This window comes from Ancylobacter sp. Lp-2 (genome assembly GCF_020523795.1).
Classification (GTDB): domain Bacteria; phylum Pseudomonadota; class Alphaproteobacteria; order Rhizobiales; family Xanthobacteraceae; genus Ancylobacter.
Genome location: NZ_JAJALI010000003.1, coordinates 68,903 through 93,252, shown reverse-complemented (window position 1 = coordinate 93,252; position 24,350 = coordinate 68,903). Strand labels below are relative to the sequence as shown.

The 24,350-nt window shown below is 68.7% G+C and carries 19 protein-coding genes; 11 read left to right on the top strand and 8 right to left on the bottom strand.

Annotated features, from left to right (window positions below; translation table 11 throughout):
- The first annotated feature begins 6 nt into the window (after window positions 1–6).
- Genes LGR54_RS08740 through LGR54_RS08730 form a run of 3 tightly spaced genes read left to right on the top strand, consistent with a single transcriptional unit; the run spans window position 7 to window position 3,509 of the window.
- Entirely contained in the window at window positions 7–1,077 is a 1,071-nt protein-coding gene (locus tag LGR54_RS08740; protein WP_230361588.1) for an ABC transporter substrate-binding protein, read from the top strand.
- A 49-nt stretch (window positions 1,078–1,126) separates the two neighbouring features.
- The gene (locus LGR54_RS08735; RefSeq protein ID WP_230361587.1) at window positions 1,127–2,722 is read left to right on the top strand and encodes a rhodanese-like domain-containing protein; all 1,596 of its coding nucleotides are present in this window, start codon (window positions 1,127–1,129) and stop codon (window positions 2,720–2,722) included.
- Between the two features lie 22 nt (window positions 2,723–2,744).
- Window positions 2,745–3,509, top strand: a complete 765-nt coding sequence (locus LGR54_RS08730) for an SDR family NAD(P)-dependent oxidoreductase (protein ID WP_230361586.1) — start codon at window positions 2,745–2,747, stop codon at window positions 3,507–3,509.
- 68 nt (window positions 3,510–3,577) lie between these two features.
- Here the strand turns inward: LGR54_RS08730 and ilvD are convergent, their stop codons facing one another.
- Both ilvD and LGR54_RS08720 read right to left on the bottom strand, forming a co-directional pair.
- Window positions 3,578–5,410: a dihydroxy-acid dehydratase gene (gene ilvD, locus LGR54_RS08725; protein ID WP_230361585.1), complete on the bottom strand. Its 1,833-nt coding sequence runs from the start codon at window positions 5,408–5,410 to the stop codon at window positions 3,578–3,580.
- A 163-nt stretch (window positions 5,411–5,573) separates the two neighbouring features.
- Entirely contained in the window at window positions 5,574–6,236 is a 663-nt protein-coding gene (locus LGR54_RS08720) for a TetR/AcrR family transcriptional regulator (RefSeq protein ID WP_230361584.1), read from the bottom strand.
- A 143-nt stretch (window positions 6,237–6,379) separates the two neighbouring features.
- Here LGR54_RS08720 and LGR54_RS08715 point away from each other — a divergent pair, with 143 nt between their 5' ends.
- Together LGR54_RS08715 and LGR54_RS08710 are read left to right on the top strand one after the other, a co-directional pair.
- Window positions 6,380–7,561 carry an HlyD family secretion protein gene (locus LGR54_RS08715; RefSeq protein WP_230361583.1) on the top strand — a complete coding sequence of 394 codons (1,182 nt, stop codon included), beginning with the start codon at window positions 6,380–6,382 and terminating at the stop codon, window positions 7,559–7,561.
- A gap of 31 nt (window positions 7,562–7,592) precedes the next feature.
- The gene (locus LGR54_RS08710) at window positions 7,593–9,167 is read left to right on the top strand and encodes a DHA2 family efflux MFS transporter permease subunit (RefSeq protein WP_230361582.1); all 1,575 of its coding nucleotides are present in this window, start codon (window positions 7,593–7,595) and stop codon (window positions 9,165–9,167) included.
- Between the two features lie 218 nt (window positions 9,168–9,385).
- On the opposite strand, the gene LGR54_RS08705 is transcribed toward LGR54_RS08710, so the two are convergent.
- The 5 genes from LGR54_RS08705 to LGR54_RS08685 all read right to left on the bottom strand — a co-directional run bounded on the left by LGR54_RS08705 (window position 9,386) and on the right by LGR54_RS08685 (window position 15,338).
- Window positions 9,386–10,435, bottom strand: coding sequence for an aldo/keto reductase (locus LGR54_RS08705; protein WP_230362069.1), 1,050 nt, complete (start codon window positions 10,433–10,435; stop codon window positions 9,386–9,388).
- 110 nt (window positions 10,436–10,545) lie between these two features.
- Window positions 10,546–11,772: an acyl-CoA dehydrogenase family protein gene (locus tag LGR54_RS08700; RefSeq protein ID WP_230361581.1), complete on the bottom strand. Its 1,227-nt coding sequence runs from the start codon at window positions 11,770–11,772 to the stop codon at window positions 10,546–10,548.
- Between the two features lie 198 nt (window positions 11,773–11,970).
- Window positions 11,971–13,869: a CopD family protein gene (locus LGR54_RS08695; RefSeq protein ID WP_230361580.1), complete on the bottom strand. Its 1,899-nt coding sequence runs from the start codon at window positions 13,867–13,869 to the stop codon at window positions 11,971–11,973.
- Between the two features lie 9 nt (window positions 13,870–13,878).
- Window positions 13,879–14,316, bottom strand: a complete 438-nt coding sequence (locus LGR54_RS08690) for a copper resistance protein CopC (RefSeq protein ID WP_230361579.1) — start codon at window positions 14,314–14,316, stop codon at window positions 13,879–13,881.
- Window positions 14,310–15,338, bottom strand: coding sequence for an ABC transporter permease subunit (locus tag LGR54_RS08685; protein ID WP_230361578.1), 1,029 nt, complete (start codon window positions 15,336–15,338; stop codon window positions 14,310–14,312). Before LGR54_RS08685 ends, LGR54_RS08690 begins: the two co-directional genes overlap by 7 nt.
- A gap of 295 nt (window positions 15,339–15,633) precedes the next feature.
- On the opposite strand from LGR54_RS08685, the gene LGR54_RS08680 reads away from it, so the two are divergent.
- The 6 genes from LGR54_RS08680 (at window position 15,634) to LGR54_RS08655 (ending at window position 23,026) form a co-directional block, all read left to right on the top strand.
- A complete protein-coding gene (locus tag LGR54_RS08680) occupies window positions 15,634–16,977 on the top strand; it encodes an LLM class flavin-dependent oxidoreductase (protein ID WP_230361577.1) in 1,344 nt (447 codons plus the stop codon).
- 2 nt (window positions 16,978–16,979) lie between these two features.
- Window positions 16,980–18,008 carry an ABC transporter permease gene (locus LGR54_RS08675; RefSeq protein ID WP_230361576.1) on the top strand — a complete coding sequence of 343 codons (1,029 nt, stop codon included), beginning with the start codon at window positions 16,980–16,982 and terminating at the stop codon, window positions 18,006–18,008.
- Window positions 18,002–18,799: an ABC transporter ATP-binding protein gene (locus tag LGR54_RS08670; protein ID WP_230361575.1), complete on the top strand. Its 798-nt coding sequence runs from the start codon at window positions 18,002–18,004 to the stop codon at window positions 18,797–18,799. The genes LGR54_RS08675 and LGR54_RS08670 overlap by 7 nt, the downstream gene beginning before the upstream one ends.
- A 62-nt stretch (window positions 18,800–18,861) precedes the next feature.
- Entirely contained in the window at window positions 18,862–19,884 is a 1,023-nt protein-coding gene (locus LGR54_RS08665; protein ID WP_230361574.1) for an ABC transporter substrate-binding protein, read from the top strand.
- 32 nt (window positions 19,885–19,916) lie between these two features.
- A complete protein-coding gene (locus tag LGR54_RS08660) occupies window positions 19,917–21,371 on the top strand; it encodes an NAD(P)-binding domain-containing protein (protein ID WP_230361573.1) in 1,455 nt (484 codons plus the stop codon).
- Window positions 21,372–21,451: 80 nt separating this feature from the next.
- Complete coding sequence (locus tag LGR54_RS08655; RefSeq protein ID WP_230361572.1) at window positions 21,452–23,026, top strand: ABC transporter substrate-binding protein; 1,575 nt, start codon at window positions 21,452–21,454, stop codon at window positions 23,024–23,026.
- Between the two features lie 114 nt (window positions 23,027–23,140).
- Here the strand turns inward: LGR54_RS08655 and LGR54_RS08650 are convergent, their stop codons facing one another.
- Window positions 23,141–24,325 carry an LLM class flavin-dependent oxidoreductase gene (locus tag LGR54_RS08650; RefSeq protein ID WP_230361571.1) on the bottom strand — a complete coding sequence of 395 codons (1,185 nt, stop codon included), beginning with the start codon at window positions 24,323–24,325 and terminating at the stop codon, window positions 23,141–23,143.
- Window positions 24,326–24,350: the final 25 nt, after the last annotated feature.

Genomic DNA, 24,350 nt, shown 5'->3' with positions numbered 1-24,350 from the left:
ACGTACATGCCCATCGACAAGCGCAGCCTCATCAAGGGCGTCGCCGCCCTCGCCCTCGCCGCCGGCCTTGCCGCGCCCTTCTCGCCCGCCCGCGCCGACACGCTGCCGGAGCGCTTCGCAGGCCTCTATGAGGCGGCGAAGAAGGAGGGCCAGGTGGTCTTCTACACTTCCTACCGGCAGGAGACGAGCACGGCGGTGCTGGAGTTCTGGCGCAAGACCTTCCCGGATGTGAAGCTCAACATCGTCCAGAAGCAGACGCTCGACCTCATCCCGACCATCGAGGCGGAGAAGGCGGCCGGCCGCACCAACCCGGACGTGGTGTTCATCTCGCAGCGCTTCATCCTCGACGACTGGAAGAAGCGCGGCTACCTCACTCCCTACAAGGTGCGCGACTTCGACAAGATCGGCGGCAATTACCGCGACGCCGACGGCAACTACCTGGCCACCGCCTCGACGCTGCTGTCCGCAGCCTACAACCCGAAGGTCTTCCCCGATCCGTCGGTGCTGCCGAAGAAAATCTCCGACTTCCTCGACCCGAAGTGGAAGGGCAAGATCGTGTTCTCCGATCCGCGCTCGGCCGCCTCGCAGCTCACCTGGTTCCAGACGCTGCTCGCCCACAACATCATCACCTGGGACACCATCAAGGGCTTCGCGGCGCAGGACTTCCTGTTCACCCGCGGCAATGCCGAATCCGTGCGCCTGCTGGTGGCCGGCGAGCGCGACCTGTCGCCGCTGATCTCCTCGCAGAACGTCATCACCGCCAAGGAGCGCGGCCAGAGCATCGAGGCCTATATCCTCGACGAGGGCGTCGTCACCAACGAGAACTATCTCGCGATCTTCAAGGGCGGCCCGAACCCCGCCGCCGCCAAGCTGCTGATCGAGGTGCTCACCAGCGCCGAGGGCCAGGAGATCGTCGCCGAGGCCGGTTCCTACATCCCGACCCATCCGGATTCCAAGACGCCGGCCGGCCTGCCCAAGCTCGCCGACATCAAGGTCATCGTGGCGGATCAGGACATTGGCGGCGACGCCTCGCAGAAGTTCCTCGAGCAGTTCGACGCGGCGTTCAACCGCCAGTGACACGGTTCCGGCCGCCGCGTGGGGCCGGTCTTCCTTAGGGTACCCAGACATGACAATTGCCTTCCCGCGCCTCGACGCCACTACCCTGCATGCCCGGCTGAAGGGGGCGGAGGAGATCGCCCTGCTCGACGTGCGCGAGGAGGGCATCTTCGGCGAACGGCACATCCTCGCGGCGTCTAACGCGCCGCTTTCCCGGCTGGAGCGGATCGTGCCGCCGCTGGTGCCGCGCCGCGCCACGCCGATCGTGCTGGTCGACGACGACGAGACGCTGGCCGAGCGCGCCGCGCGCGTGCTGGCGCGTGCCGGCTATGGCGATGTCGCCATCCTTGCCGGCGGCGTGCCGGGCTGGGCGGCGGCCGGCTTCGAGCTGTTCGCCGGCGTCTATGTGCCGAGCAAGGCCTTCGGCGAGTTCGTCGAGATCGGCTACGCCACGCCGCATATCGATCCGCACGACTTCGAGGCCCGCCGCAAGGCCGGCGAGGACATCGTGCTGCTCGATAGCCGGCCCTTCGATGAATATAGCTGGATCACCATTCCCGGCGCCATCGACTGCCCGGGCGGCGAACTCGTGCTGCGGGTCCGCGAGAGCGTGCCGAGCGACGACACGCTGGTGGTGGTCAATTGCGGCGGCCGCACCCGCTCGATCATCGGCGCGCAGGTGCTCATCGATGCCGGATTGCCGAACAAGGTCGTGTCGCTGAAGAACGGCACGCAGGGCTGGCATCTCGCCGGGCTCGACGTCGAGCGCGGCGCCTCGACCGTGGCGCCGCTGCCCTCGGTGCCGGCGCATGACTGGGCGCGGGAAGCCGCGACACGCCTCGCCGGGCGCTACGGGGTGCCGACCATCGACGCCGCCACGCTCGCGACCTTCGAGGCCGAGCAGGCGGAGACGACGCTGTACCGCTTCGACGTGCGCGATCCGGCCGAGTACCGCGCCGGCCATCGGCCCGGCTTCCTGTCGGCGACCGGCGGCCAGCTGGTGCAGGCGACCGACACCTTCATCGCCGTGCGCCGCGCCCGCATCGTGCTCGCCGACGATGACGGCGTGCGCGCCCGCACGGCGGCGGCATGGCTCGCCCGCATGGGCTTCGACCAGGTCTTCGTGCTCGACGAGGCCGCGCCCTTCGGCGTGCCGGAAGTCGGCAACGCGCCGGAGGCGGTGATCGGTCTGGCCGAGATCGCGGCGGAGGAGATCGTGCCCGCGGAACTCGCCCTCCTGCTGGAACGGGCCGAGGCCGTGGTCGTCGACCTCGGCTCGACGCGGCATTATCGCGCCGGCCATATTCCCGGCGCGTGGTTCGCCATTCGCAGCCGTCTCGCGGAGGACGCCGCCCGGCTGCCTTCCGCCCCGTTCTATGTGCTGGCCTCTCCCGATGGCGTCATCGCCCGGCTGGCCGCCGCCGAGTTCGCGCAGGCGACCGGAGCGCCGGTGAAGCTCCTCGCCGGCGGTACGCAGGCCTGGCAAGCGGCCGGGCTGCCGCTTGAGACGCAGCCGGAACGCCTCGCCTCGCCCCCGGTGGACGTGCTGCTCAAGGCTTTCGAGCGCCGCGACAAGCGCGAGGACGCGATGCGGGAATATCTCCAGTGGGAGCTCGATCTCGTCGAGCAGGTGCGGCGCGACGGCACCATCCAGTTCCGCCTTTGAGGCCAGTTTCAGGAATCACATCATGAGTTCTGCCGATAATCGCCCGCTGTCCGGCCGGGTCGCCCTCGTCACCGGCTCGGCCCGGCGCATCGGCCGCGAGAGCGCCCTGCTGCTGGCACGCGAGGGCGCGCATGTCGTCGTGCATGCCAAATCTTCGCGCGACGAGATCGAGGCGGTCGCCGCCGAGATCCGCGCTGAAGGCGGGCAGGCGACGGCGCTGCTCGCCGACATCACCGTCGAGGCCGAGGCGCAGGGCCTGGTCGACGCCATTCTCAAGGAGACCGGGCGGCTCGACATCCTCGTGAACAACGCCGCGGTGCGCGGCGAGCGGCCCTTCGCCGAGCTGGATCTTACGACGTTCCGCGCGGTCTATTCGGTCATCGTCGAGGGCGCCTTCCTCGTGACCCGTGCCGCCGTGCCGGCGATGGTGCGCCACGGCTTCGGCCGCATCGTCACCATCGGCGGGGTGAGCGCGCATGCCGGCGTGTCGCACCGCGTGCATGTCGCTACCGCCAAGGCCGCGCTGGTCGGCTTCACCAAGGCGCTGGCAATCGAGTTCGGCGAGCAGGGAATTACCGCCAACATCGTGGTACCCGGCCGGATCGGCGGTGCGCGCTCGAAGACGTCGGGTTCCGGCGGTGCCTTTCCCGGCGGCGGCTATCTGCCGGTCGGCCATGAAGGCGTGCCGCGCAATGTCGCGGAGATCGTGCGGACGCTCGCGCTGCCGACCGGCGACTTCCTCACCGGCCAGACCATCCATGTGAATGGCGGTATGTATCTGCCGTAGGTGCGGCGCGAACGCTTCTCAATCGAATCGAGAAGAGACGGGCGGGGGATACCCCCGCCCGATCGTTGTTACGGCACCTGCCGGACCGCGCCCTTGGCGGCGCTGGTGGCGAGCGCGGCATAGGCCTTGAGCGCGGTGGTCACGTTGCGCTTGCGCGGCGCGGCCGGCTTCCAGCCGCTCGCCTCCTGCGCCTCGCGGCGGGCGGCGAGCTCGGCATCGTCGACCGCGAGGTGGATGCGGCGGTTGGGGATGTCGATCTCGATGGTGTCGCCCTCGCGCACCAGGCCGATCGTGCCGCCCTCGGCCGCTTCCGGCGAGACATGGCCGATGGACAGGCCCGAGGAGCCGCCCGAGAACCGCCCGTCGGTGACGAGGGCGCACTGCTTTCCGAGCCCCTTCGACTTCAGGTAGCTGGTGGGGTAGAGCATCTCCTGCATGCCCGGGCCGCCGCGCGGTCCCTCATAGCGGATCAGCACGATCTGCCCCGGCTTCACCCGGTTGCCAAGGATCGCGGAGACCGCGTCATCCTGGCTCTCGAACACGGTGGCGGTGCCGGTGAACTTCAGGATCGACTCGTCGACGCCCGCCGTCTTCACGATGCAGCCGTCCTCGGCGAGGTTGCCGTAGAGCACCGCGAGGCCGCCATCCTTGGAGAAGGCGTGCTCGACATTGCGGATCACGCCCGTCTCGCGGTCGGTGTCGACGTCGTCGTAGCGCACGGACTGGCTGAAGGCGACCTGGGTGGGAACGCCGCCCGGTCCCGCGCGGTAGAAGTCGTGCACCGCCTCGCTGGAGCTGCGCTTGACGTCCCAATGGTCGAGCGCCGCCTTGAGGCTGGGGGCGTGGACCGAGCCGACCGAGGTATCGAGAAGCCCCGCGCGATCGAGCTCGCCGAGAATGCCCATGATGCCGCCGGCATGGTGCACGTCTTCCATGTGCACGTCGCCGACCGCCGGGGCGACCTTGCACAGCACCGGCACCCGGCGCGAGAGGCGGTCGATGTCGGCCATGGTGAACGGCACCTCGCCCTCATGGGCGGCGGCGAGCAGGTGTAGCACCGTGTTGGTGGAGCCGCCCATGGCGATGTCCAGCGTCATGGCGTTCTCGAAGGCGGCGAACGAAGCGATGGAACGCGGCAGCACGCCGGCATCCTCTTCCTCGTAATAGCGGCGCGCGAGGTCGACCACGAGATGGCCGGCCTCGACGAACAGCCGCTTGCGGTCGGCATGGGTCGCCAGCGTCGAACCGTTGCCGGGCAGCGAGAGGCCGAGCGCCTCGGTGAGGCAGTTCATCGAATTGGCGGTGAACATGCCCGAGCAGGAGCCGCAGGTCGGGCAGGCCGAGCGCTCGATGGCCTTCACGTCCTCGTCGGCGATGCGGTCGTCGGCGGCGGCCACCATGGCGTCGACGAGGTCGAGCGCCTTGGTCTTGCCGCCGAGTACCACCTTGCCGGCCTCCATCGGGCCGCCGGAGACGAAGACGGTGGGGATGTTGAGGCGCAGCGACGCCATCAGCATGCCCGGCGTGATCTTGTCGCAGTTGGAGATGCAGACCATGGCGTCGGCGCAGTGCGCGTTGACCATGTACTCCACGCTGTCGGCGATGAGTTCGCGCGAGGGCAGCGAATAGAGCATGCCGTCATGGCCCATCGCGATGCCGTCATCGACCGCTATGGTGTTGAATTCCTTGGCGACGCCGCCCGCCGCCTCGATCTCGCGCGCAACCAGCTGGCCGAGGTCCTTCAGGTGCACATGGCCCGGTACGAACTGGGTGAACGAGTTGACCACCGCGATGATCGGCTTGCCGAAATCATCGTCCTTCATGCCGGTGGCGCGCCAGAGGCCGCGCGCACCGGCCATGTTGCGGCCATGGGTGGTCGTACGGGAGCGATAGGCGGGCATGGAATTTCTCCAAACTATTTTGCCGCGCTTATGCGCTTCGCGCCGAAGCGGTGCAACAGTTTCGCGACATGAAAGCAGGCGAAGGCGCGCCGCACGTCGTCGGCTCGGTTCCGCTGTCTAACAATGGCAGGTCGGCCTGGGTAGGGGCTCAATGCTCCCCGGCCTAGCGGGAAGCCGGCTTCGTCCCGTAGGCGGCAAGAAACACCCGGACGGCAAGATCCACCATGGCCTCGATCTGGGCGGGCACCGGCGGCGTCAGTTCGCCGAACAGCAGCGCCTTCACCTGTTTGCCCTGGCACATGTTGAGGAACATGTGCGCCGCCGCGACCTCGTCGTCGAGCTCCAGCCGGCCGAGATCGGCCTGCTGGCGCAGAATGTCGGCGAGCCGCCGCCCGCCATGGCAGGGGCCTGCCTGGAAGAAGATCTGGCCGATATGCGGCAGCTTCTCGGCGGCGCCGATTACCATGCGGATCAACCGGATATGGTCGGGGTGCACCATCATGGTCATGAAGGAAATGCCGATGCGGCGCAGCAGCCCGGCGACGTCGTCGACCGAGGGGTCGACCACGAACAGGTGCTCGGCCGAGCGGGCCCTGTCGTTGAGGACCAGCGCCTCGAACAGGTCTTCCTTCCCGCCGAAATAGACGTAGATCGTCGCCTTGGAGACACCGGCCGCCTTGGCGACCTCGTCCATGGTCGCCCCGTCATAGCCCTTCTCGAAAAAGACCTGTCGGGCGCCGTCGATGATCTCGCGGCGCTTCGACGATTCCTGATCCGAGCGCGGGGCGGTGCGCCCGGCAGGCTTCTCCGTGACGATCTCGTTCATGCTTGCCTCCGGCCTTGCTGACAGAGGACGTCGCAGGCTTCCGTGTCAAGCCTGTTGACTAAACGGTTTAGTTTGATATGTAAAGCGTCGACTGAACTAAACGGTTTAGTTGCGGCCTGCGCGGTCGCGACCCGGAGGCGAATATGGCTCAAATCGAACGTAAGTCGGTGCAGGTCGCCGAGGCGGAGCGCCCGGGCGGCGCCGAGCCGGTGCCTCTCACCTCGCGCAAGCCGGCGGCGGAAGCCCCTGTCGCGGGCGGCGTGGCCGATGCGGCGCCCGCGCGGCCGAAGCGTTCGCGCAAGCGATTCGTGCTCGGGGCGGTGCTGGTGGCCGCGGTCGCCGGCGGAGGCTATTACGGGCTCGACTGGTGGCGGGTCGGCCGCTTCCTGGTCTCGACCGATGACGCCTATGTCGGCGCCGACACCTCGGTCCTCGCCGCCAAGGTGAGCGGCCACATCACCCGTGTCGATGTGGACACCAACCAGCCGGTCAAGGCCGGCGACGTGATCGCGCGCATTGACGATGGCGACTATCGGCTGGCCGTCCAGGCGGCGGAGAACAAGATCGCCACCCAGCAGGCCACCATCGACCGCTACGGCCAGCAGATCGACGCGGCAAAGGCGAGTGTCGATCAGGCCAAGGCCCAGCTCGTCGCCGATGAGGCCGAGCTCAACCGCACTCAGCTCGAATTCGACCGCCAGTCTGAACTGGTGAAGTCGCAATATTCCAGCCGGGCGACGCTCGACAATGCCCGCGCCGATCGTGACAAGGCTCAGGCAGCCGTCGATGCCGCCAAGGCGGCGGTCACCTCGGCGCAGGCCAATATCGCCGTGCTCGATGCCCAGCGCACCGAGGCGACGCGTACGCTCGATGAATACCGCACCGCGCGCGACCAGGCGCAGCGCGATCTCGATTTCACCGTGGTGCGCGCGCCTTTCGACGGCATCGTCGGCAACCGTGCCGTGCAGGTGGGCCAGCTGGTGCAGGCCGGTACGCGGCTCGCCGCGCTGGTGCCGATCAGCGAGGTTTATGTCGACGCCAACTTCAAGGAGACGCAGCTCGGCCGCCTGCATCCCGGCCAGCAGGTCGACATCGCCGTCGACGCTTATCCGGATGAGGCGTTCCACGGCCGGGTGGTGAGCGTCGCGCCGGCCTCGGGTTCGGTGTTCAGCCTGCTGCCGCCGGAGAACGCGACCGGCAACTTCACCAAGATCGTCCAGCGCGTGCCGGTGCGCGTCGAGCTCGACGCCGCCGCGCGCGCCAAGGCGGAGCTGCGTCCGGGCATGTCGGTGATCGCCACCGTCCACACCCGCACCGACGGCTGAGCCGGCGGGCCATCTCTTTCAGGAGGCCGCGATGGCGGACACTCTGAGCCTCGGTGCTGCACGCGAGCGACCCGCCTCCTCGGAAGGAAGGCGGATGTTCGCCTTCCTGTGCATGGTGTTCGGCATGTTCATGGCGATCCTGGACATCCAGATCGTCTCCGCCTCGCTGTCCGAGATCCAGGCCGGCCTCGCCGCCAGCGCCGACGAGATCTCCTGGGTGCAGACCAGCTACCTCATCGCCGAAGTGGTGATGATCCCGCTGTCGGGTTTCCTGTCACGCGCGTTGTCGACGCGCTGGCTGTTCGTCGCCTCGGCCGCCGGCTTCACCGTGATGAGCTTCATGTGCGCCACCGCGACGAGCATCGAGCAGATGATCGTCTATCGGGCGCTGCAGGGCTTTCTCGGCGGCGGCATGATCCCGACCGTCTTCGCCGCGGCCTATTCGATCTTCCCGCGCGAGAAGCAGCCCATCGTCACGCCGATGATCGGTCTCGTCGCGACCCTTGCGCCGACCATCGGCCCGACGATCGGCGGCTATCTCACCGACCTGTTCTCCTGGCACTGGCTGTTCCTCATCAATATCGTGCCCGGCCTGTTCGTGGTCTTCGCCACGGCGGCGCTGGTCGACTTCGACGAGCCCGATTTCGCCCTGCTGGAGCGTTTCGACTGGTGGGGCCTGCTGTTCATGGCAGGCTTCCTCGGCAGCCTCGAATTCGTACTGGAGGAGGGGCCGACCAATGACTGGTTCCAGGACGAGGCGATCTTCATTTTCGCCATCGTCGGCGCGGTGTCGTCCGTCGCCTTCTTCGCCCGCGTGCTGATGGCAAGGGAGCCGGTGGTGGACCTCAAGGCGTTCGCCAACCGCAATTTCTCGGTCGGCTCGGCCTTCAGCTTCGTCCTCGGCATCGGCCTCTATGGCCTGACCTATCTCTACCCGCTCTATCTGGCGCGGGTACGCGGCTATTCGGCATTGATGATCGGCGAGACGATGTTCGTCTCCGGCCTCGCCATGTTCCTCACCGCCCCGCTGGCCGGCCGGCTGGTGGCGAAGATCGATCCGCGCCTGATGATCGGCTTCGGCTTCACCGCCTTCGCCGTGGGAACCTGGCAGGTGACCGGCCTCACCAAGGATTGGGATTTCTGGGAACTGCTGGTGCCGCAGATCCTGCGCGGCGTCGGGCTGATGATGGCGATGATCCCCATCAACAACATCTCGCTTGGCACGTTGCCTCCGGCGCAGCTGAAGAACGCGTCCGGCCTTTTCAACCTGATGCGCAATCTCGGCGGCGCGGTCGGTCTTGCGCTCATCAACACCGTGCTGAACGACCGTTGGGACCTACATCTCGCCCGCCTGCACGAGAATGTGCAATGGGCCAACGCGGCGGCGGTCGAGCGGCTGGATTCCATGACCAAGGCGCTCGGCGCGCTCGGCTCGGATGCCGATGTCGCGGCGTTGAAGAAGATGGCTGGTCAGGTACGCATCCAGGCGGAGGTGATGGCGTTCTCCGACGTGTTCCTGGTGCTGACGGCCCTCTTCTGCCTGCTGATCCTGGCGGCTCCGCTGATGCGCCGCCCGGTGCACAAGAGCGGCGGTGGTGGCCACTAGCCAGAAGCCGTCGGGCATACCGCAGGAACCAGGCGGATCGGCGTTTAACGAAGCGCGGTTGCTCGGCAGCCGCGCTTCAGCTTAACGCGTCCCTAGCTGCCGGGAGCGCATTTGCTTGATTTCGAGTTCAGCCTGCCGCCGAGTGCGTTTCTGAACTCTTCCCGTCATGCGGATGTCGGGAGCACTCCAGGCCCATGATGGGCCTGGAACGGGGGCTCTCATGGTGCGGGACTGCCATGCAATTGATGCACGGCGTCGATGCGGCTTTCGATCTCCGTCGTGATCGGAATCGACAGCGAGCCGAGATCGGTGCGCAACTGCTCAAGGCTGGTGGCGCCGATGATGTTCGACGTCACGAAATCTCGGCTGGTGACATAGGCGATGGCGAGCTGCGCCGGATCGAGGCCGAAATCGCGGGCGATGGCGAGATAGGCGTCGATGGCGGCTTCGGTTCCCGGCTTCTGGTAGCGTTGCCCGCGCTCGAACAGCGTGGTGCGGGCGCCCGGCGGGCGGGCGCCATGCTGGTATTTGCCGGTGAGGAAGCCCTGGGCCAGCGGCGAATAGGCGAGCAGCCCGACCTGCTCGCGGGCATGGAACTCGGCGAGGCCGACCTCGTAGGTGCGGTTCAGCAGGTTGTAGGCGTTCTGCACGCTGGCGACGCGCGGCCGGCCGGTGGCCTCGGCGAGGTGCAGGAAGCGCGACAGGCCCCAGGCGGTCTCGTTGGACAGTCCGATATGGCGGACCTTGCCGGCCTTCACCAGCGCGTCGAGCGCGTCGAGCGTTTCCTCGATCGACACTTCCGCACCGTCGCCGCCGCGTGCCGGTGAGTGGCTGCCGCCGCCGAACAGTGCCAGCGGCCGGTTCGGCCAATGCAACTGGTAGAGGTCGACATAATCGGTCTGCAGCCGGGCCAGCGAATTGTCGATCGCCTCGTTGATGTTCCGCGCATCGAGGCGCGGCAGCGAACCATCGCGGCGCAGATAGGTGCGGTCGGACGGGCCGGAGACCTTGGTCGCCAGGACGATCTTGTCCCGCTGGCCACGCGACTTCAGCCAGGAGCCGATGATGCGCTCGGTCGAGCCCTGCGTCTCCGCGCGCGGCGGGATGGAGTAGTTCTCGGCGGTGTCGATGAAGTTGATGCCGAAATCGACGGCGAGGTCGAGCTGTGCATGGCCCTCGGCTTCGGTGTTCTGCTGGCCCCAGGTCATGGAGCCGAGCGCGATCGAGGAGACGCGGAGATCGGTTCGCCCGAGCGGGCGATAGTCCAGCATGTTGAAATTCCTGTAGTTTTTCGGTCGGGCTTGTGCCGCACACGCGCACGGCGCTGTCCAAGGGGCAGCGCCGTGCCGGGAGGGTTCGGGAAATCTCGAGCCGGCTGTCAGAAGAAGCCGAGGGTGGGCAGCCGGGTGCCGTTGATCTCATAGCTGCCGATCGCCTGCGCCTTGTAGCTCGCCGGATTGTGCGAGGAGAGGGTGCGGGCGTTGCGCCAGTGGCGGTCGAGATTCTTGCGCTGGGTCGCCGCCGAGGCGCCGCCGACATCGAACAGTGCGGTGGCCGATCGGAGCGAAAGCTCGTCGACGATCACCTTGGCCTTGGCGGCGGTGATAGCGGCGTCGTGGGCGAGCTCGTCCAGGCCCTGGCCGCCGAGCCGCGCCTCGGCCACCTTGTCGAGCGCGTCGGCGGCGGCGAGCACCACCAGTTCGGCGGCGAAGGCGTCGCTGGCGATGCGCCCGATGGTCTGCAGCAGCAGCGGGTCGTCGACGGTCTTGTCGGCGGCGGCGAAGTAGAAGGTGCGGTTGCGGCTCTTCAGGAGCGCCTTGGCGTCGCGCAGGACGGCACGGATGACGCCGGCATTGACCGCGGTGACGAAGATCTGCGCGATGGTCGAGGTGTAGGGCAGCAGGAAGCTCGGATTCTCCTTGTCGAAGATGACCTCGTCAGCCTCGATGCGGACATTGTCGAAATTGGTGGTGCCGGTGCCGGTGACGCGCTGGCCGATGCCGTCCCAATCGTCGACCCGCTCGATGCCCTCGCGGGCGGTCGGGATCACGATGGAGACCGGGCGGCTGCCGGCGGCGGTCGCGCGCACCAGCAGCCAATCGGCATAGAGCGTGCCGGTGCTGTAATATTTGGTGCCGTTGAGCCGGTAGCCGTCGCCGTCCTCGGTCAGCGTGGTGTTGAAGTCGGAGGCGCCGCCGGTCTGCTTGCGGTCGAGCTCGGTGCTGGCGAGGCCGAACACCGCGCCGTTCAGCACCGCGTCGCGCCACACCTTGCGCGGCCCGCTGACGTCGCCGATCAGGAAGCGTTCCACGAAGGTGAAGTGGTTACGGTAGATGTGGGCGACATTGGTGTCGGCCTCGGCGAGCCGCAGGGCGAGTCCGATGACGTCGCGCAGCGAGCCGCCGCCGCCGCCTTCCTCGACCGGCAGGCGCAGCGCACCGAGGCGCGCGCGGCCCAGAAGCTCGACCACGTCATAGGGATGGATCCGCTCCTGGTCGCGCCGGGAGGCGTCGGCGGCGATCAGGTCCAGCAGTCGCTCCAGCTCGGGGGAGCCCGGGCGGATGGAAGCCGGATTGCCGGAGACGGCGGAAACTGTCTGGTTCATGGAAGCCTCGGTCGTTGCCATGACGCACGCGCTGGCGTCGGAGCGGTGGGAGGAGACGTCGCGCCTCGTCAATGTGCGAGACCGTCTCTGCCGGGAAGGGACGATGCGGATATCAAAATAACATAAACTCTATAGAAAATATGTACAGTTGCATTTGCAGCCGATTTCGGATGTCCGAGGTGGTGCGGTTTCTACGCGTCAATGCCGGTGACTCCCGAGTTCCGAGGCGGCAAAAGGCTGCTGCGCGACGGTGGCGACGGCTTCGCTCCAGGTTGAAAGGCCCGGCGCCCGGGGGCCCGCGGGAGGTGCGATGGAGCCGTCGGCGAGCCGGCGCAGGCGCAGCCAGCCATTGGCGTCGACGAGTAGGTCGACGCCGTCGAGCCGGTCGGCATCGAGGCCACCGCTGATCGCATAGGCGTCCCAGGCGTCGGGCAGGGCGGTGCGGCAGAGGTCCGAAGTCGATGGCTGCGATGTGGAGGGTTCCGATGCCACCGCTGTCGCGATGGCCCGGCGGCCGACGACGATGGTGAGGTAGTCGAGCCCGGCGGGAATCGGCGGCAGTTGCCCAAGGGCGCCATCGGCGCGGAAGGCGAGGCGGATCGGCCGACCGCGCAGCGTGTCGAGGTCGAGGGCGTGCGCGCCGCAGCTTACCGGCATGTCCGGGGCGAGGACCGGGAAGGGCCAGGCGCCGGCCTCGACGACAGCCGTGCCGGCGGCACGGGCGCGGAAATAGTCGATCAGCTGCCAGCGCTGGCGTGGCTCCAGCTGCGCGATGGTGCCATGGGTGAACGGGCTGTGGCCGATGCGGTCGAAGACGTCGGTCAGCCACCAGAACAGGTCGCCATCCGGCCGTTGCCAGAGGCCGTAGGGCGTGAGGTCCGACGGGTCGTCCTTCGGGCGGAAGCAGTCCTCGGTGCAATGGAGCTTCACGAGATCGAGGCCACGGGCGACGGAGGAGACGGTGAAGCCGGTCTCCGAGCGCTGGTAGCTGGTCGGGGTGGCCGGCTTGGCGAGCAGGCGCCAATTGGGCAGCGGCAGCAGGTACAGCGCCACGACCGCCAGCGCGGGGCCGACGAGACGGGTCCGCCGCCAGAGCAGCGAGGCCGCGCCGAGCAGCAGGACGGCGGCGATCGCCGCGATCCGCCACACCTGCCGGCCGATATAGGGATCGTCGAGATGCGACAGGTCCGGCCGTTCGGCGAAGGGCCAGACCGGCACCTCATGCGCGGCCGGCGGCGAGGTGGCGAGGCTGACCGCCACGGTGACCACCGCGAGGCCAACGAGCGTCTCGATGCCGATGCTGATGGCGAGCGCTCGCCGGCCGCCGGGAGAGGCGAGGCGCGGCGTCAGCAGGAAGCGGTTGATCGCCGCGATCGCCAGCAGCAGCACGAGGCCGGCGATCTTGATGCGCGCCAGCTCGCCATAGGGCGTGCCGAACCAGCCGCCGAGATCGCCGATCAGTTCGTCGGATTGCAGCACGGCGGTGGCGATCAGCACCAGCACCGCGCCGCTGCCGACCCGGGAAAAGCGGTGCAAGGCGCGGATGGCGACAGGGGCGGGCAGGGCGTACAGCGCCAGTGCCAGCGGCAGCAGCCCGCCGATCCATGCGCCCGCCGCGACGACATGCAGGCCGACGGCGAGGGGCAGCCGCGGTCCCTCGGCGGCGGCGGCATGGCCGAGTTGCGCCTGCAGCGCGAGGCCGATGCCGGCGAGGAGCGTGGCGGCGGCGATCCGGCGGCGCGAGGCGAGCCGGCCCGCCACCAGCACGGCGGCGGCCAAAAGCGCGCCGCGCGCCGCGAGGCTGGTGGCGAAATGGGTGCCGCTCGCCACCAGCCAGCTCTGCGCCGCGAGATCGGCGAGGCCGGTGGCGCCGGTCAGCGCTGCCGCCTGCACCGGCAGCCACAGTAGCGCGCCGGCGAGGCCGATGGCGAGGCTCGCGCGCAGCAGCCGTGTCAGCCGGCGGCGCAGGGCCGGCCCCGCCGCGCCGGGCGGCAGGACGAGGAGCGCGCTCGCCAGCGTGCCGAACAGGCTGAGCGCCGCGGCAAGCTCAAGGCCGCGCGCGAAGGGCAGCAGCGCCGCGCTGGCGAGATCAGGCACGCGCCACCTTCACGGCTTGACCGCGAAGCTGAAGCTGCCGGTCGTCTTGTGAGTGTCGACCGAGGCGGCGGTCCATTGCACCGTATAGGTGCCGGCCGGCAGCGCCGGAACCGTTACCGCGAGCGTCTTGCCGTCGCTGCCGGCCGGGAGACGTACCTCGCCGGTGCTCACCGCGCGGCCGCCGTTGTCCGTCACCACCAGGCTGGAGAGCTTCGCCTCCAGCTTCTCGGTGAAGGTGGCGGTGACCTCGCCGGGCGAGGTCGCGACCACGCCGTCCACCGGCGGCGAGGCGCTCTTGAGATGGGCATGGGCGTCGGCGGTGCCGATGGAGCCCAGGAGCAGCAGCGCGACGGTGGCGAGCGCTCCGAGCTGGCGGAGGGGCGGGAGCCGGCGCGGCTGGATTTCCGGCAGCGCGGTACGGGTCAGGGCGAGTTCGCTGATCACCATTTGACGGTGCCCTTCTGCCAGGCGAGCAGCCGGTCGCGGGTGCGGAACAACAGCGTGGTGACGGCGGAGAACAGCAGCGCCATCAGCAGCAGCCCGGCATAGAGATGGCCATAGGCGCCCCAGCCCTGCGCCCAGGACAGGTAGTAGCCGAGGCCGTCCTTCACCCCGAGCATCTCGGCGACCACCAGCACCGATATGCCGTTGCCGAGCCCCATGAACAGGCCGACAAAGACATGCGGCAGCGAGGCCGGCACCGCCACCCTCAGCAGCAGGAAGCGGCGGTCGGCGCCGAGCGTGCGGGCGACGTCGTAATAGGCGGAATCGACGCTGGCGACACCGGACCAGGTGAGCACCGTGACCGGGAACCAGGTCGCCAGCGCGATCAGGAAGATGCCGGCGCTGAAGGTGCCGGGAAAGGTGAACAGTACCAGCGGGATCAACGCCGTGGCGGGAACCGGGCCGATGAAGCGCAGCACCGGATGCACCCAGTAGCCGACGCCGCGCGACCACCCCGTGGCCACGCCGGTGAGGAACCCGGCCAGCGCGCCGAGGCCGGTGCCGAGGGTGAGCAGCACCAACGAGTGGCGCACGCTGCTCCACAGCCGCGCATAGTCGGTGGCGTAGACGTCGGCGAGGTCCTGCGGCGGCGGGAAATAGGGCTGCGGCCACCAGCCGGTCTTCGCCGAGGCGATCTGCCAGAGGGTGAGCAGCACCGGCAGCACGGCGAGCCACGGCACGTTGCGGCGCAGCCAGCCAGCGAGGCGGCCGAGACGCGGTCCCAGCGCCGCCGAGGCGAGAAGCAGCACGGCGAACAGCGCCTGCGCCGCCGCGAAGTCGGCGGTGAGCCGGTGGGGCGCCCGATCCGGCCACAGGCCGGTCACGGCGGCCGCGACCAGCCACAGCCCCGCCGCGCCGGCAAGGCCGAGAAAGGCGGGACGGGAAGACAGGAAGCCACGGACAAGCGCGATCCCGCCGGCGGCGGCATGGTCGCGGACTGTCGGGCCGAGGACGGCGTCGGTCACCTCTGCACCTCATATTTCCGGGCGGGTGGGCGTCGGGACGTGAGCCGGTTTATTGTCGGCTCGGGCCATCGACAGGCACGCTTGCGCCACGATGAAGGTTGTCGTGGCCGAAAGTTAGGAGGTCGAGGTCCGCTGGTGTCAATCGTTCCAGATAAATGAAAAATCTATACTGGAAGGGGGCACTACGAAGGATATTCGTACTTCCCGCGTCGCCGATAAAGTGAGGATTTTCTAGGAGGGATCACTACGCTTTGCCCTGAGCCGATCGATGTCCGGCATTTGGGAGATTCTGCGAATGGCAAAGCGGGAAGGGCAATTGCGGCTGGGCGCCTTCTACCATGAGGGCGGGCACCATGTGGCGGCGTGGCGGCACCCCGAGGCGGCGCCGGACGGGCTGCAGGGACTGATCGACTTCGCGCGCAAGGCGGAGGCGGCCAAGTTCGACGCGGTGTTCTTCGCCGACGGCCCGAGCGTGCGGCTGCGCAACCTCGCCGCCGCCAGCGCCAAGGCGCATAACGGGGTGCGGGCCTTCGAGCCGATCACGCTGCTCTCGGCACTCGCCTTGGCGACCGACCGGATCGGCCTCGTCGCCACCGCCTCGTCGAGCTTCAACGAGCCCTACAACCTCGCGCGGCAGTTCGCCTCGCTCGACCATATCTCCGGCGGCCGGGCCGGCTGGAACCTCGTCACCACCAACGACCAGGACGCGGCGTTCAACTTCAATCACGGCACCCAGCTGCAACATGCCGACCGCTACCGCCGGGCGGCCGAGTTTGCCGACGTGGTGCTGGGGCTGTGGGACAGCTGGGACGACGACGCCTTCCCGCGGGACCGCGAGGCCGGGCGCTATTTCGATCCCGCCAAGCTGCACGTGCTCGACCACAAGGGACCGCATTTCCAGGTGCTCGGGCCGCTCAACATACCCCGCACGCCGCAGGGCCACCCGGTGGTGGTGCAGGCGGGCTCGTCCGAGCCGGGCAAGGAGCTGGCGGCGCGTACCGCCGAGGTGATCTTCACCGCGCAGCAGACGCTGGCCGAGGCGGTCGAATTCTATGCCGACGTGAAGGCGCGGCTCGCCCGCTACGGCCGCTCGCGCGACGATTTGAAGATCCTGCCCGGCGTCTCGCCGGTGATCGGGCGGACGCGGGCGGACGCGCGGGCGAAATTCGACGCGTTGCAGGAGCTGATCACGCCCGAGGTGGGGCTCGGCCTGCTCTCCGACCATCTCGGCGCCGATCTCACCGGCTATCCGGTGGACGGCCCGATACCCGACCTGCCGGCGACCAATGGCGGCAAGAGCCGGCAGACGCTGGTGGTCGATCTGGCGCTGCGGGAAAAGCTGACGATCCGCGAGCTCTATCTGCGCATCGCCGGGGCGCGCGGCCACTGGCAGCTGGTCGGCACGCCGGCCGACATCGCCGACCAACTGGAGGAGCGCTTCGTCAATTACGGCGCCGACGGCTTCAACGTCATGCCGCCGCTACTGCCCGGCAGCCTCGACGATTTCATCGAGCTGGTGGTGCCGGAGCTGCGCCGGCGCGGCCTGTTCCGCATCGAGTACGAAGGCACGACCCTGCGCGATCATCTCGGCCTCCGGCGGCCGGAGAACCGCTTCGCGCGGCAAGTGGCGGCGGAGTGACCATGAGCGACATTCCCTCGCCTTCCCAGGGGCAGGCCAGCGCACCTCACCTCACGCTCGCCGACGTGGTACCGGCGGTCCCCCGGCCGCTGGTGGATGTCGTCGGGCTCGTCGCCGGCATCGCCTGGCTGGCGGTGGTGGCGGCGGCGCTCGGCTGGGAGGATGTCGGCGACTGGCCGCGCACCCCGACCTTCGCCGCCGCCGCCGGGCTGGTGGCCGCCACCTTCATCGTGCTCGCGATCGGCAGCCGCTGGCTCGGGGCGGCCTCGCGCTGGCTCGACCGCGCGGCGCTCTGGCTGATCGTGCTCGGCCTGTTCTTCACGCTGTGGCAGCTCGCCTCCGCCAAGCTCGGCTGGCTGCCGCTGCCGTTCTTCCCACCGCCGCAGGCGCTGCTCGAAGTGTATCTCGACGACTTCCCGCGGCTGGGGGAGAGCATCCTCGCCTCGGTGAAGCTGCAGCTCTGGGGCTATTCCATCGGCGCGGTGGCGGGCTTTCTCACCGGCGTCTCCATCGGCTGGTCGCAGCGCGCCGCCTATTGGGTGCATCCGGTGCTGCGCTTCATCGGCCCGCTGCCGGCCGGCGCCTGGCTGCCCATCGCCTTCTTCGCCTTCCCGTCGAGCTGGAGCGCCGGCATCTTCCTGATCGCGCTGGCCACTGGCTTCCCGGTCACCGTGCTGACCTGGTCCGGCATATTGAGCGTCAACCCGGCCTATTACGACGTCGCCCGCACGCTGGGCGCGCGCTCGCGCTTCCTGGTGCTGAAGGTCGCGATCCCCGCCGCGCTGCCGCATGTGTTCGTCGGCCTGTTCATGGCGCTCGGCACCTCGTTCTCGGTGCTGGTGGTGGCGGAGCTGCTCGGCGTGAAGGCCGGGCTCGGCTTCTACATGCAGGCGGCGCAGGGCTGGGGCGACTACGCAAACCTCTACGCGGCGCTGCTGGTGCTGGCGCTGCTCTGCTCGGGCGCGGTGTCGCTGCTGTTCGCCGCCCGCGACCGCTTCCTCTCCTGGCAGAAGGATCTCGTGACATGGTGACCGCCACCATCCAGACGCCGGAGGCGCCTCGCGTCGCCGGCGCGTCGCTCGACATCGAGGATGTCAGCCACGGCTTCGAACTCGACGGCACGGTGCTGGAGGTGCTCGACGATGTGAGCCTCCACGTCGCGCCCGGCGAGTTCGTCGCCCTGCTCGGCCCCTCCGGCTGCGGGAAGTCGACGCTCCTGCGCCTCATCGCCGGGCTGGAGCCGCCGACGCGCGGCACGCTCAGCGAGGCCGGGCAGCCGATCACCGGTCCGCACCCCTCGCGGGTGGTGGTGTTCCAGGACCCGACGCTGTTTCCCTGGCGGACCGTCCGGCGCAATGTCGCGGTCGGACCGGAAGCGCAGGGCACGCTGAAGCAATCGCAGCAGCGCATCGACGAGGCGCTCGCCTTGGTCGGCCTGACGAAGTTCGCCAAGGCCTATCCGCACCAGCTGTCCGGCGGCATGGCGCAGCGCGTGGCGCTGGCCCGCGCGCTGGTGAACGACCCCGACGTGCTGATCCTCGACGAGCCGCTCGGCAAGCTGGACTCGCTGACCCGCATCACCATGCAGGCCGAACTGGTGTCGCTATGGCGGCGCGAGGGCTTCACCGCCATCCTCGTCACTCACGACGTCGAGGAGGCGCTGTTCCTTGCCAACCGCGTCATCGTCTTCAGCGACCGGCCGGCGCGTGTGAAGGCCGATATCCCGGTCGACCTGCCTTATCCCCGCCATCGCGGCGACCCGCGGCTCGCCGAACTGCGCCGCCAGGTGCTCGGCCTGCTCGGCCTCGACGCCGACTGGTAGCCGTTTTCCCCACGCCATTTCCCGCTCGCCGCCATTTCCCGCTCGCTTCGAAAGGTCCTTCCATGTCCGATACCTCGTCCCTCATCTCGCGCCGTCATCTCCTGGGAGCGGCCGGCGCGCTCGCGGCCGGCGCGCCCTTCGCCGCCAGCCTCCTCGATGTTCCCGCGCTGGCACAGGCCGCCGCGCCGCTGAAGGTGAAGCTAGGCTGGAGCGGCACCGGCATCTGCCTCATCTCGGTGCCCACCGCGGTGGAGAAGGGCTTCTTCGTGAAGCACGGCCTCGACGTCGAGGTGGTGAAGTTCGGCTCGGCCTTCGACCAGAGCCTGGAAGCGGTGGCCTCCGGCAAGATCGACGCCACGGTGAACTTCATCCTGCGCTTCCTGAAGCCGCTGGAGCAGGGCATCAACATCAAGTTCACCGGCGCGCTGCATGGCGGCTGCATCCGCGTGCTCACCCCCACCTCAGCGGGGATCACCGACTACACGCAGCTGAAGGGCAAGACCATCGGCGTGGTCGACCTTGCCAGCGCCGCCAAGAACTTCACCTCGGTGCAGCTCTACAAGGCCGGCCTCGACCCCAACAAGGATGTCGAGTGGCGCGTCTATCCGGTCGACCTGCTCGGCGAAGCCGTGCGCAAGGGCGAGATCTTCGCCGCCGCCGATGCCGATCCCGGCATCTATCTGGTGCTGAAGAACAGCAATGGCAGCCTGAACGAGCTCGGCGGCCTCGCGCACGGCATCTACAAGGACCTCAGCTGCTGCGGCGTCGCGGTGCGCAACGAGTTCCTCACCGAGAACAAGCCGGCCGCCGCCGCGCTCACCCGCGCGCTGCTGGAAGCCGCCGACTGGGTGCACAACAATCCCGACGAGGCGGCGCAGATCTTCACCGCCTATTCGCCGATCGCCAAGCCGATCCTCGCCGAGATCATCCGCAGCCACACCCACCAGCACCATTTCGGCGGCGGCCCGGACCTGCAGAAGGAAGTCGCCATCTATGCCGACGACCTCAAGACGGTGGGCATCCTCAAGCCGCGCACCGATCCGGCCAAGCTCTCCGACCGCATCGTCGTCGACGTGCTGAGCTGAGCCCCGCGAAACCGACGAGGAACGCATTGCCCATGACCAGTCCCGCCTCTTACGACGCCGCCTCGGTCGAAGCCGTCGCCCGCGAAGCCTTGCGCCTCATCGGCCCCGATCCCGAGAACTGGGTGCCGCCGCGCGCCGGCGTCGACCACAATGTGGCGATCGTCGGCGGTGGGCAGACCGGCACCACCTTCGCCTTCGCGCTGCGGCGCGCGGGCATTGGCGGGGTGAGCGTGATCGAGGCGGCGCCGGACGAACGCTCGACCGGCGTCTGGCTCACCCGGGCGCGGATGGAGCGGCTGCGCACGCCGAAGGCCCTGCCGGGCCCCGAGCTCGGCATCGCCGGGCTGTCGTTCCAGTCCTGGTACGAGGCGCGGCATGGGCGCGAAGCCTATGCCGCGCTCGCCTCCATCCCGCGCCGCGACTGGGCGGACTACCTGATCTGGTACAAGGACTTCCTCGGCATTCCCGTGCGCTATGGCGTGCGGCTCACGCGCATCGAGCCGGCGGATGGGGTGTTCCGCCTGCATCTCGAGGCGGAGGGGCGCTCCTTCGTGGAGACGGCGCGCAAGGTGCTGCTCGCCAATGGTGTGGCGGGAAATGGCGGGCCGTTCGTGCCGCCGGTGCTCGCCGACAATCTGCCGCGCGCGCTCTATGCCCACACCGCCGACGCCATCGACTTCGCCACTCTCAAAGGCAAGTCGGTGGCGGTGCTCGGCGCGGCGGCATCCGCCTTCGACGCGGCGGCAACCGCGCTGGAGGCCGGGGCCGCCGAGGTGCACCTGTTCGCCCGGCGGGACGGGGTCGCCTCGGTGCCGATCAACCGGCTGCGCGGCTATCCCGGCGCCTATGACAACTATCCCGCTTTGCCGGACCGGGTGCGCTGGCTGCAGGCGCTGCGCTTCCTGCGCGCCGGCTCGACGCCGCCGCCCGATGCGGTGCGGCGCGTCGTCCGCTTCGACAATTTCCACCTGCACCTCGCCGCGCCGTGGACGAGCGCGCGCGAGGAGGAGGGGCGCATTGTCGCCACCGCCGCCGGCGAGCGGTTCAGCTTCGACTTCGCCATCGCCGGCACCGGCTACTTCGTCGACCCGGCGGCGCGGCCGGAACTGGCCGATGTCGCCGGCCATATCCTGCGCTGGCGCGACCACTACACGCCGCCGGCCGACGAGCGGCATGAGGGGCTCGGCGCGCATCCCTATCTCGGGTCCGGGCATGAATATCTGGAGAAGGAGCCGGGGGCGGCGCCCTATCTCCGGGACATCCACGTCTACAACCCCGGCGGCTTCGTGAGCTTCGGCCTGCCGATCGGCGACGTGCCGAGCTTCCGGCGCGACATACCGAGCGTAGTGGCGCGCATCAGCCGCGACCTGTTCCTCGCCGATCTCGACGCCCATGAGCGGCGCATCACCGGCACCATCGCCGCCGAGTTCGACGAGAGCCTCTATGCCTCGGCGGTCTGGCGGGGCGCCAAGGCGGCGGCGGAATAGCCGCCTCTCCTGCGGCCGGGCGGATGCCGGACGCATCCCGCTCGATCGACCCTTTCCCTGTCACCTGAGCGAGGACCCCCATGATCCGCATCCTCTGCGGCGCGTTCGCCGTGCTGCTCGGAGTTTCGCCGGCGCTCGCCGACGGGACGCCGAAGCGCGGCGGCACGCTCAACATGCTCGTGGAACCCGAGCCGCCGACGCTGGTCGGCATCGCCAATACCGCCGGCCCGACCGGCAAGGTGTCGCCCAAGGTCACCGAGGGACTGCTGAGCTACGGTTTCGACCTGAAGCCGCAGCCGCAGCTTGCCACCTCCTGGGAGGTCTCGCCGGACGGGCTGCGCTATACGTTCAAGCTGCGGCCGGGGGTGAAGTGGCACGACGGCGTCGACTTCACCTCGGCCGACGTCGCCAATTCGATCCGCCTCCTGAAGCAGTATCATCCGCGCGGCCGGGCGACCTTCTCCAGCGTCGTCGACATCGAGACGCCGGATCCGCTCACCGCGACCATCGTGCTGTCGAAGCCGGCGCCGTTCCTGCTCACCGCGTTCGCGGCCTCCGAGACGCCGATCGTGCCGAAGCACATCTATGGCGACGGCGATCCCGCCGCCAATCCGGCGAGCCGGGCCCCCATTGGCACCGGCCCCTACATCTTCAAGGAATGGGTGCGCGGCAGCCATGTCGTCTATGAGCGCAACCCGAACTACTGGGATGCGCCGAAGCCCTATATCGACCGGCTGGTCGTCAAGTTCATCCCCGATCCCGCGGCGCGGGCGGTGGCGTTCGAGACCGGCGCGGTGGATGTCGGCGGCGAAAGCCCGGTGCCGCTCAGCGAGATCGAGCGGCTGAAGGCGGTGCCGCAGATCGGCATCGAGACGCGCGGCTACGAATACAGCGCCTCGGTGACGCGCATCGAGTTCAACCTGTCCAATCCGTATCTGAAGGACATAAGGGTGCGCCGCGCCATCGCGCATGCCATCGACCGCAAGGTGATCCTGAATACCGTCTGGTACGGCTATGGCATCATCTCGCCGACCCCGATCAGCCCGGTGCTGGCCCGCTACACCGATCCCGACGCGAAAATCTACGCCTACGACCCCAAGCGCGCCGAGCAGCTGCTCGACGAGGCCGGTTTCCCGCGCGGCCCGGACGGCGTGCGCTTCCGGCTCGTCCATGATTTCCTGCCCTATGGCGACGGCTACAAGCGCACCGCCGACTATCTCGCCCAGGCGCTGCGCCGGGTCGGCATCGAGGTGACGATCCGCTCGCAGGACTTCGCCACCTATATCAAGCGCGTCTATACCGATCGCGACTTCGACTTCACCAATAATTCGATGGGCAACACCTTCGATCCGACCATCGGGGTGCAGCGGCTCTATTGGTCGAAGAACTTCAAGAAGGGCGTGCCGTTCTCCAACGGCTCCGGCTGGAGCAACCCCGAGGCCGACGCGGCACTGGAGGCGGCGGCGGTGGAGGCCGACGAGGAGAAGCGCGTCGCCGATTTCCGCGCCTTCCAGCGCCTGGTGGTGGAAGAGGTGCCGGACATCACCCTGCTCAGCCTGTCGCAGGTGACGATCTACAACCGGAAGGTCAAGGACCACACGGTGGGCGCCGGCGGTCTCAACGACAATCTCGCCGACGTCTGGATCGACCAGTGAGCGAACCGGCGGCGGGAGCCCCATTCCCGCCGCCGGTGGCCTTCGCTTCGGGATGCGGGAGCGGCAATCCCGGCGAAGACATTGGTACGTCTCGTTTTCAGGCGGTCGCAGCGGTCACAGCCGGAGTCCTGCCTGCTTCAGCAAAGGCAGGATGCGCGCGCCGAAGAAGGCGAGATCCGGCTCGAAATCGTAGAAGGCCAGCTGGAAACCGTCGACGCCGGCCTTGTGGAGGCGCACCAGCTGGTCGGCGATCTGCTCGGGCGAGCCGATGAGCTGCACATTGCCGCCAATGGCGCCGCCGACGCCATAGCGCAGGTTCGCGCTGGAGTGCCCGCGCCAGGCATGGGCGTCGCTGTCGAGCCGTGAGCGGCCGGCGATGGAGACGAGATCGGCGTGATCGACGATTGCCTGCGCGTAAGCCTCTGCTTCCGCTTCGGTTTCCCGGGCGACGATCAACGGGTTCAGGATGGTGCGGATCTCGCGGCCCTGCGCCCGCGCCGCCTGCTTGAGCCGCGCGGTGTGGGCGGGCAGCGAGGCGAGCGCGCTGTCGATGTCGCCACCGCCGGGACTGGCGACGAAGACGAGGTCCGAGTGGCGGGCGGCGAAGTCGATGCCGGCAGCCGAACCGGTGGCGTTCACCAGCACCGGACGGCCATAGAGCGGGCGCGGGCTGATATAGGCGTCCTTGAAGCGCCAAGACGACTGGCCCTCATAGGAGAACGGCTCGTCATCCGTCCACAAACGCTTGAGCGTGCTAACGAATTCGTCGGCGAGCTCGTAGCGCCGGTCATGCTCGATACGGCTCCAGCCGAACAGCTCATGCTCGTGGGCGCGATGTCCGGTGACGACGTTGATGCCCCAGCGCCCCTTGGAAATATGGTCGAGCGTGGCGCCGAAACGGGCGAGATGGACCGGGTGCCACGGGCCATAGAGCACGTGCAGCGTCGAGATCAGCAGGATCCGGCTGGTGATCGAGGCGAGCGCGGCGGTGGCGATGAAGGAATCCAGCCCCGCCTCGGTGCGCGTCGGGCCCTGGCCGCCCTTGGGCATCCACTGGGCGACGCCGAAAACCAGATCGAATCCAAGGGCTTCCGCCGCCAGGGTCAGCTTGGCGTTGTAGTCGAAGGACCAGTCGGTGCCACGCGGCAGGGTGGAGTTGCTCCACCCGCCGTGATGGATCGGCAGGAACAGGCCGAGCAGGGCCGGCTGCTTCAGCGCCTGCGACAGCGGGCTGTCGGGGAAGTCAGCCGGCGATGAGTGCAGTGGGGTGTAGGATGAGGCCGACGGCACCACATTCATCGTACGATCTCCCTTGTCACCCGGG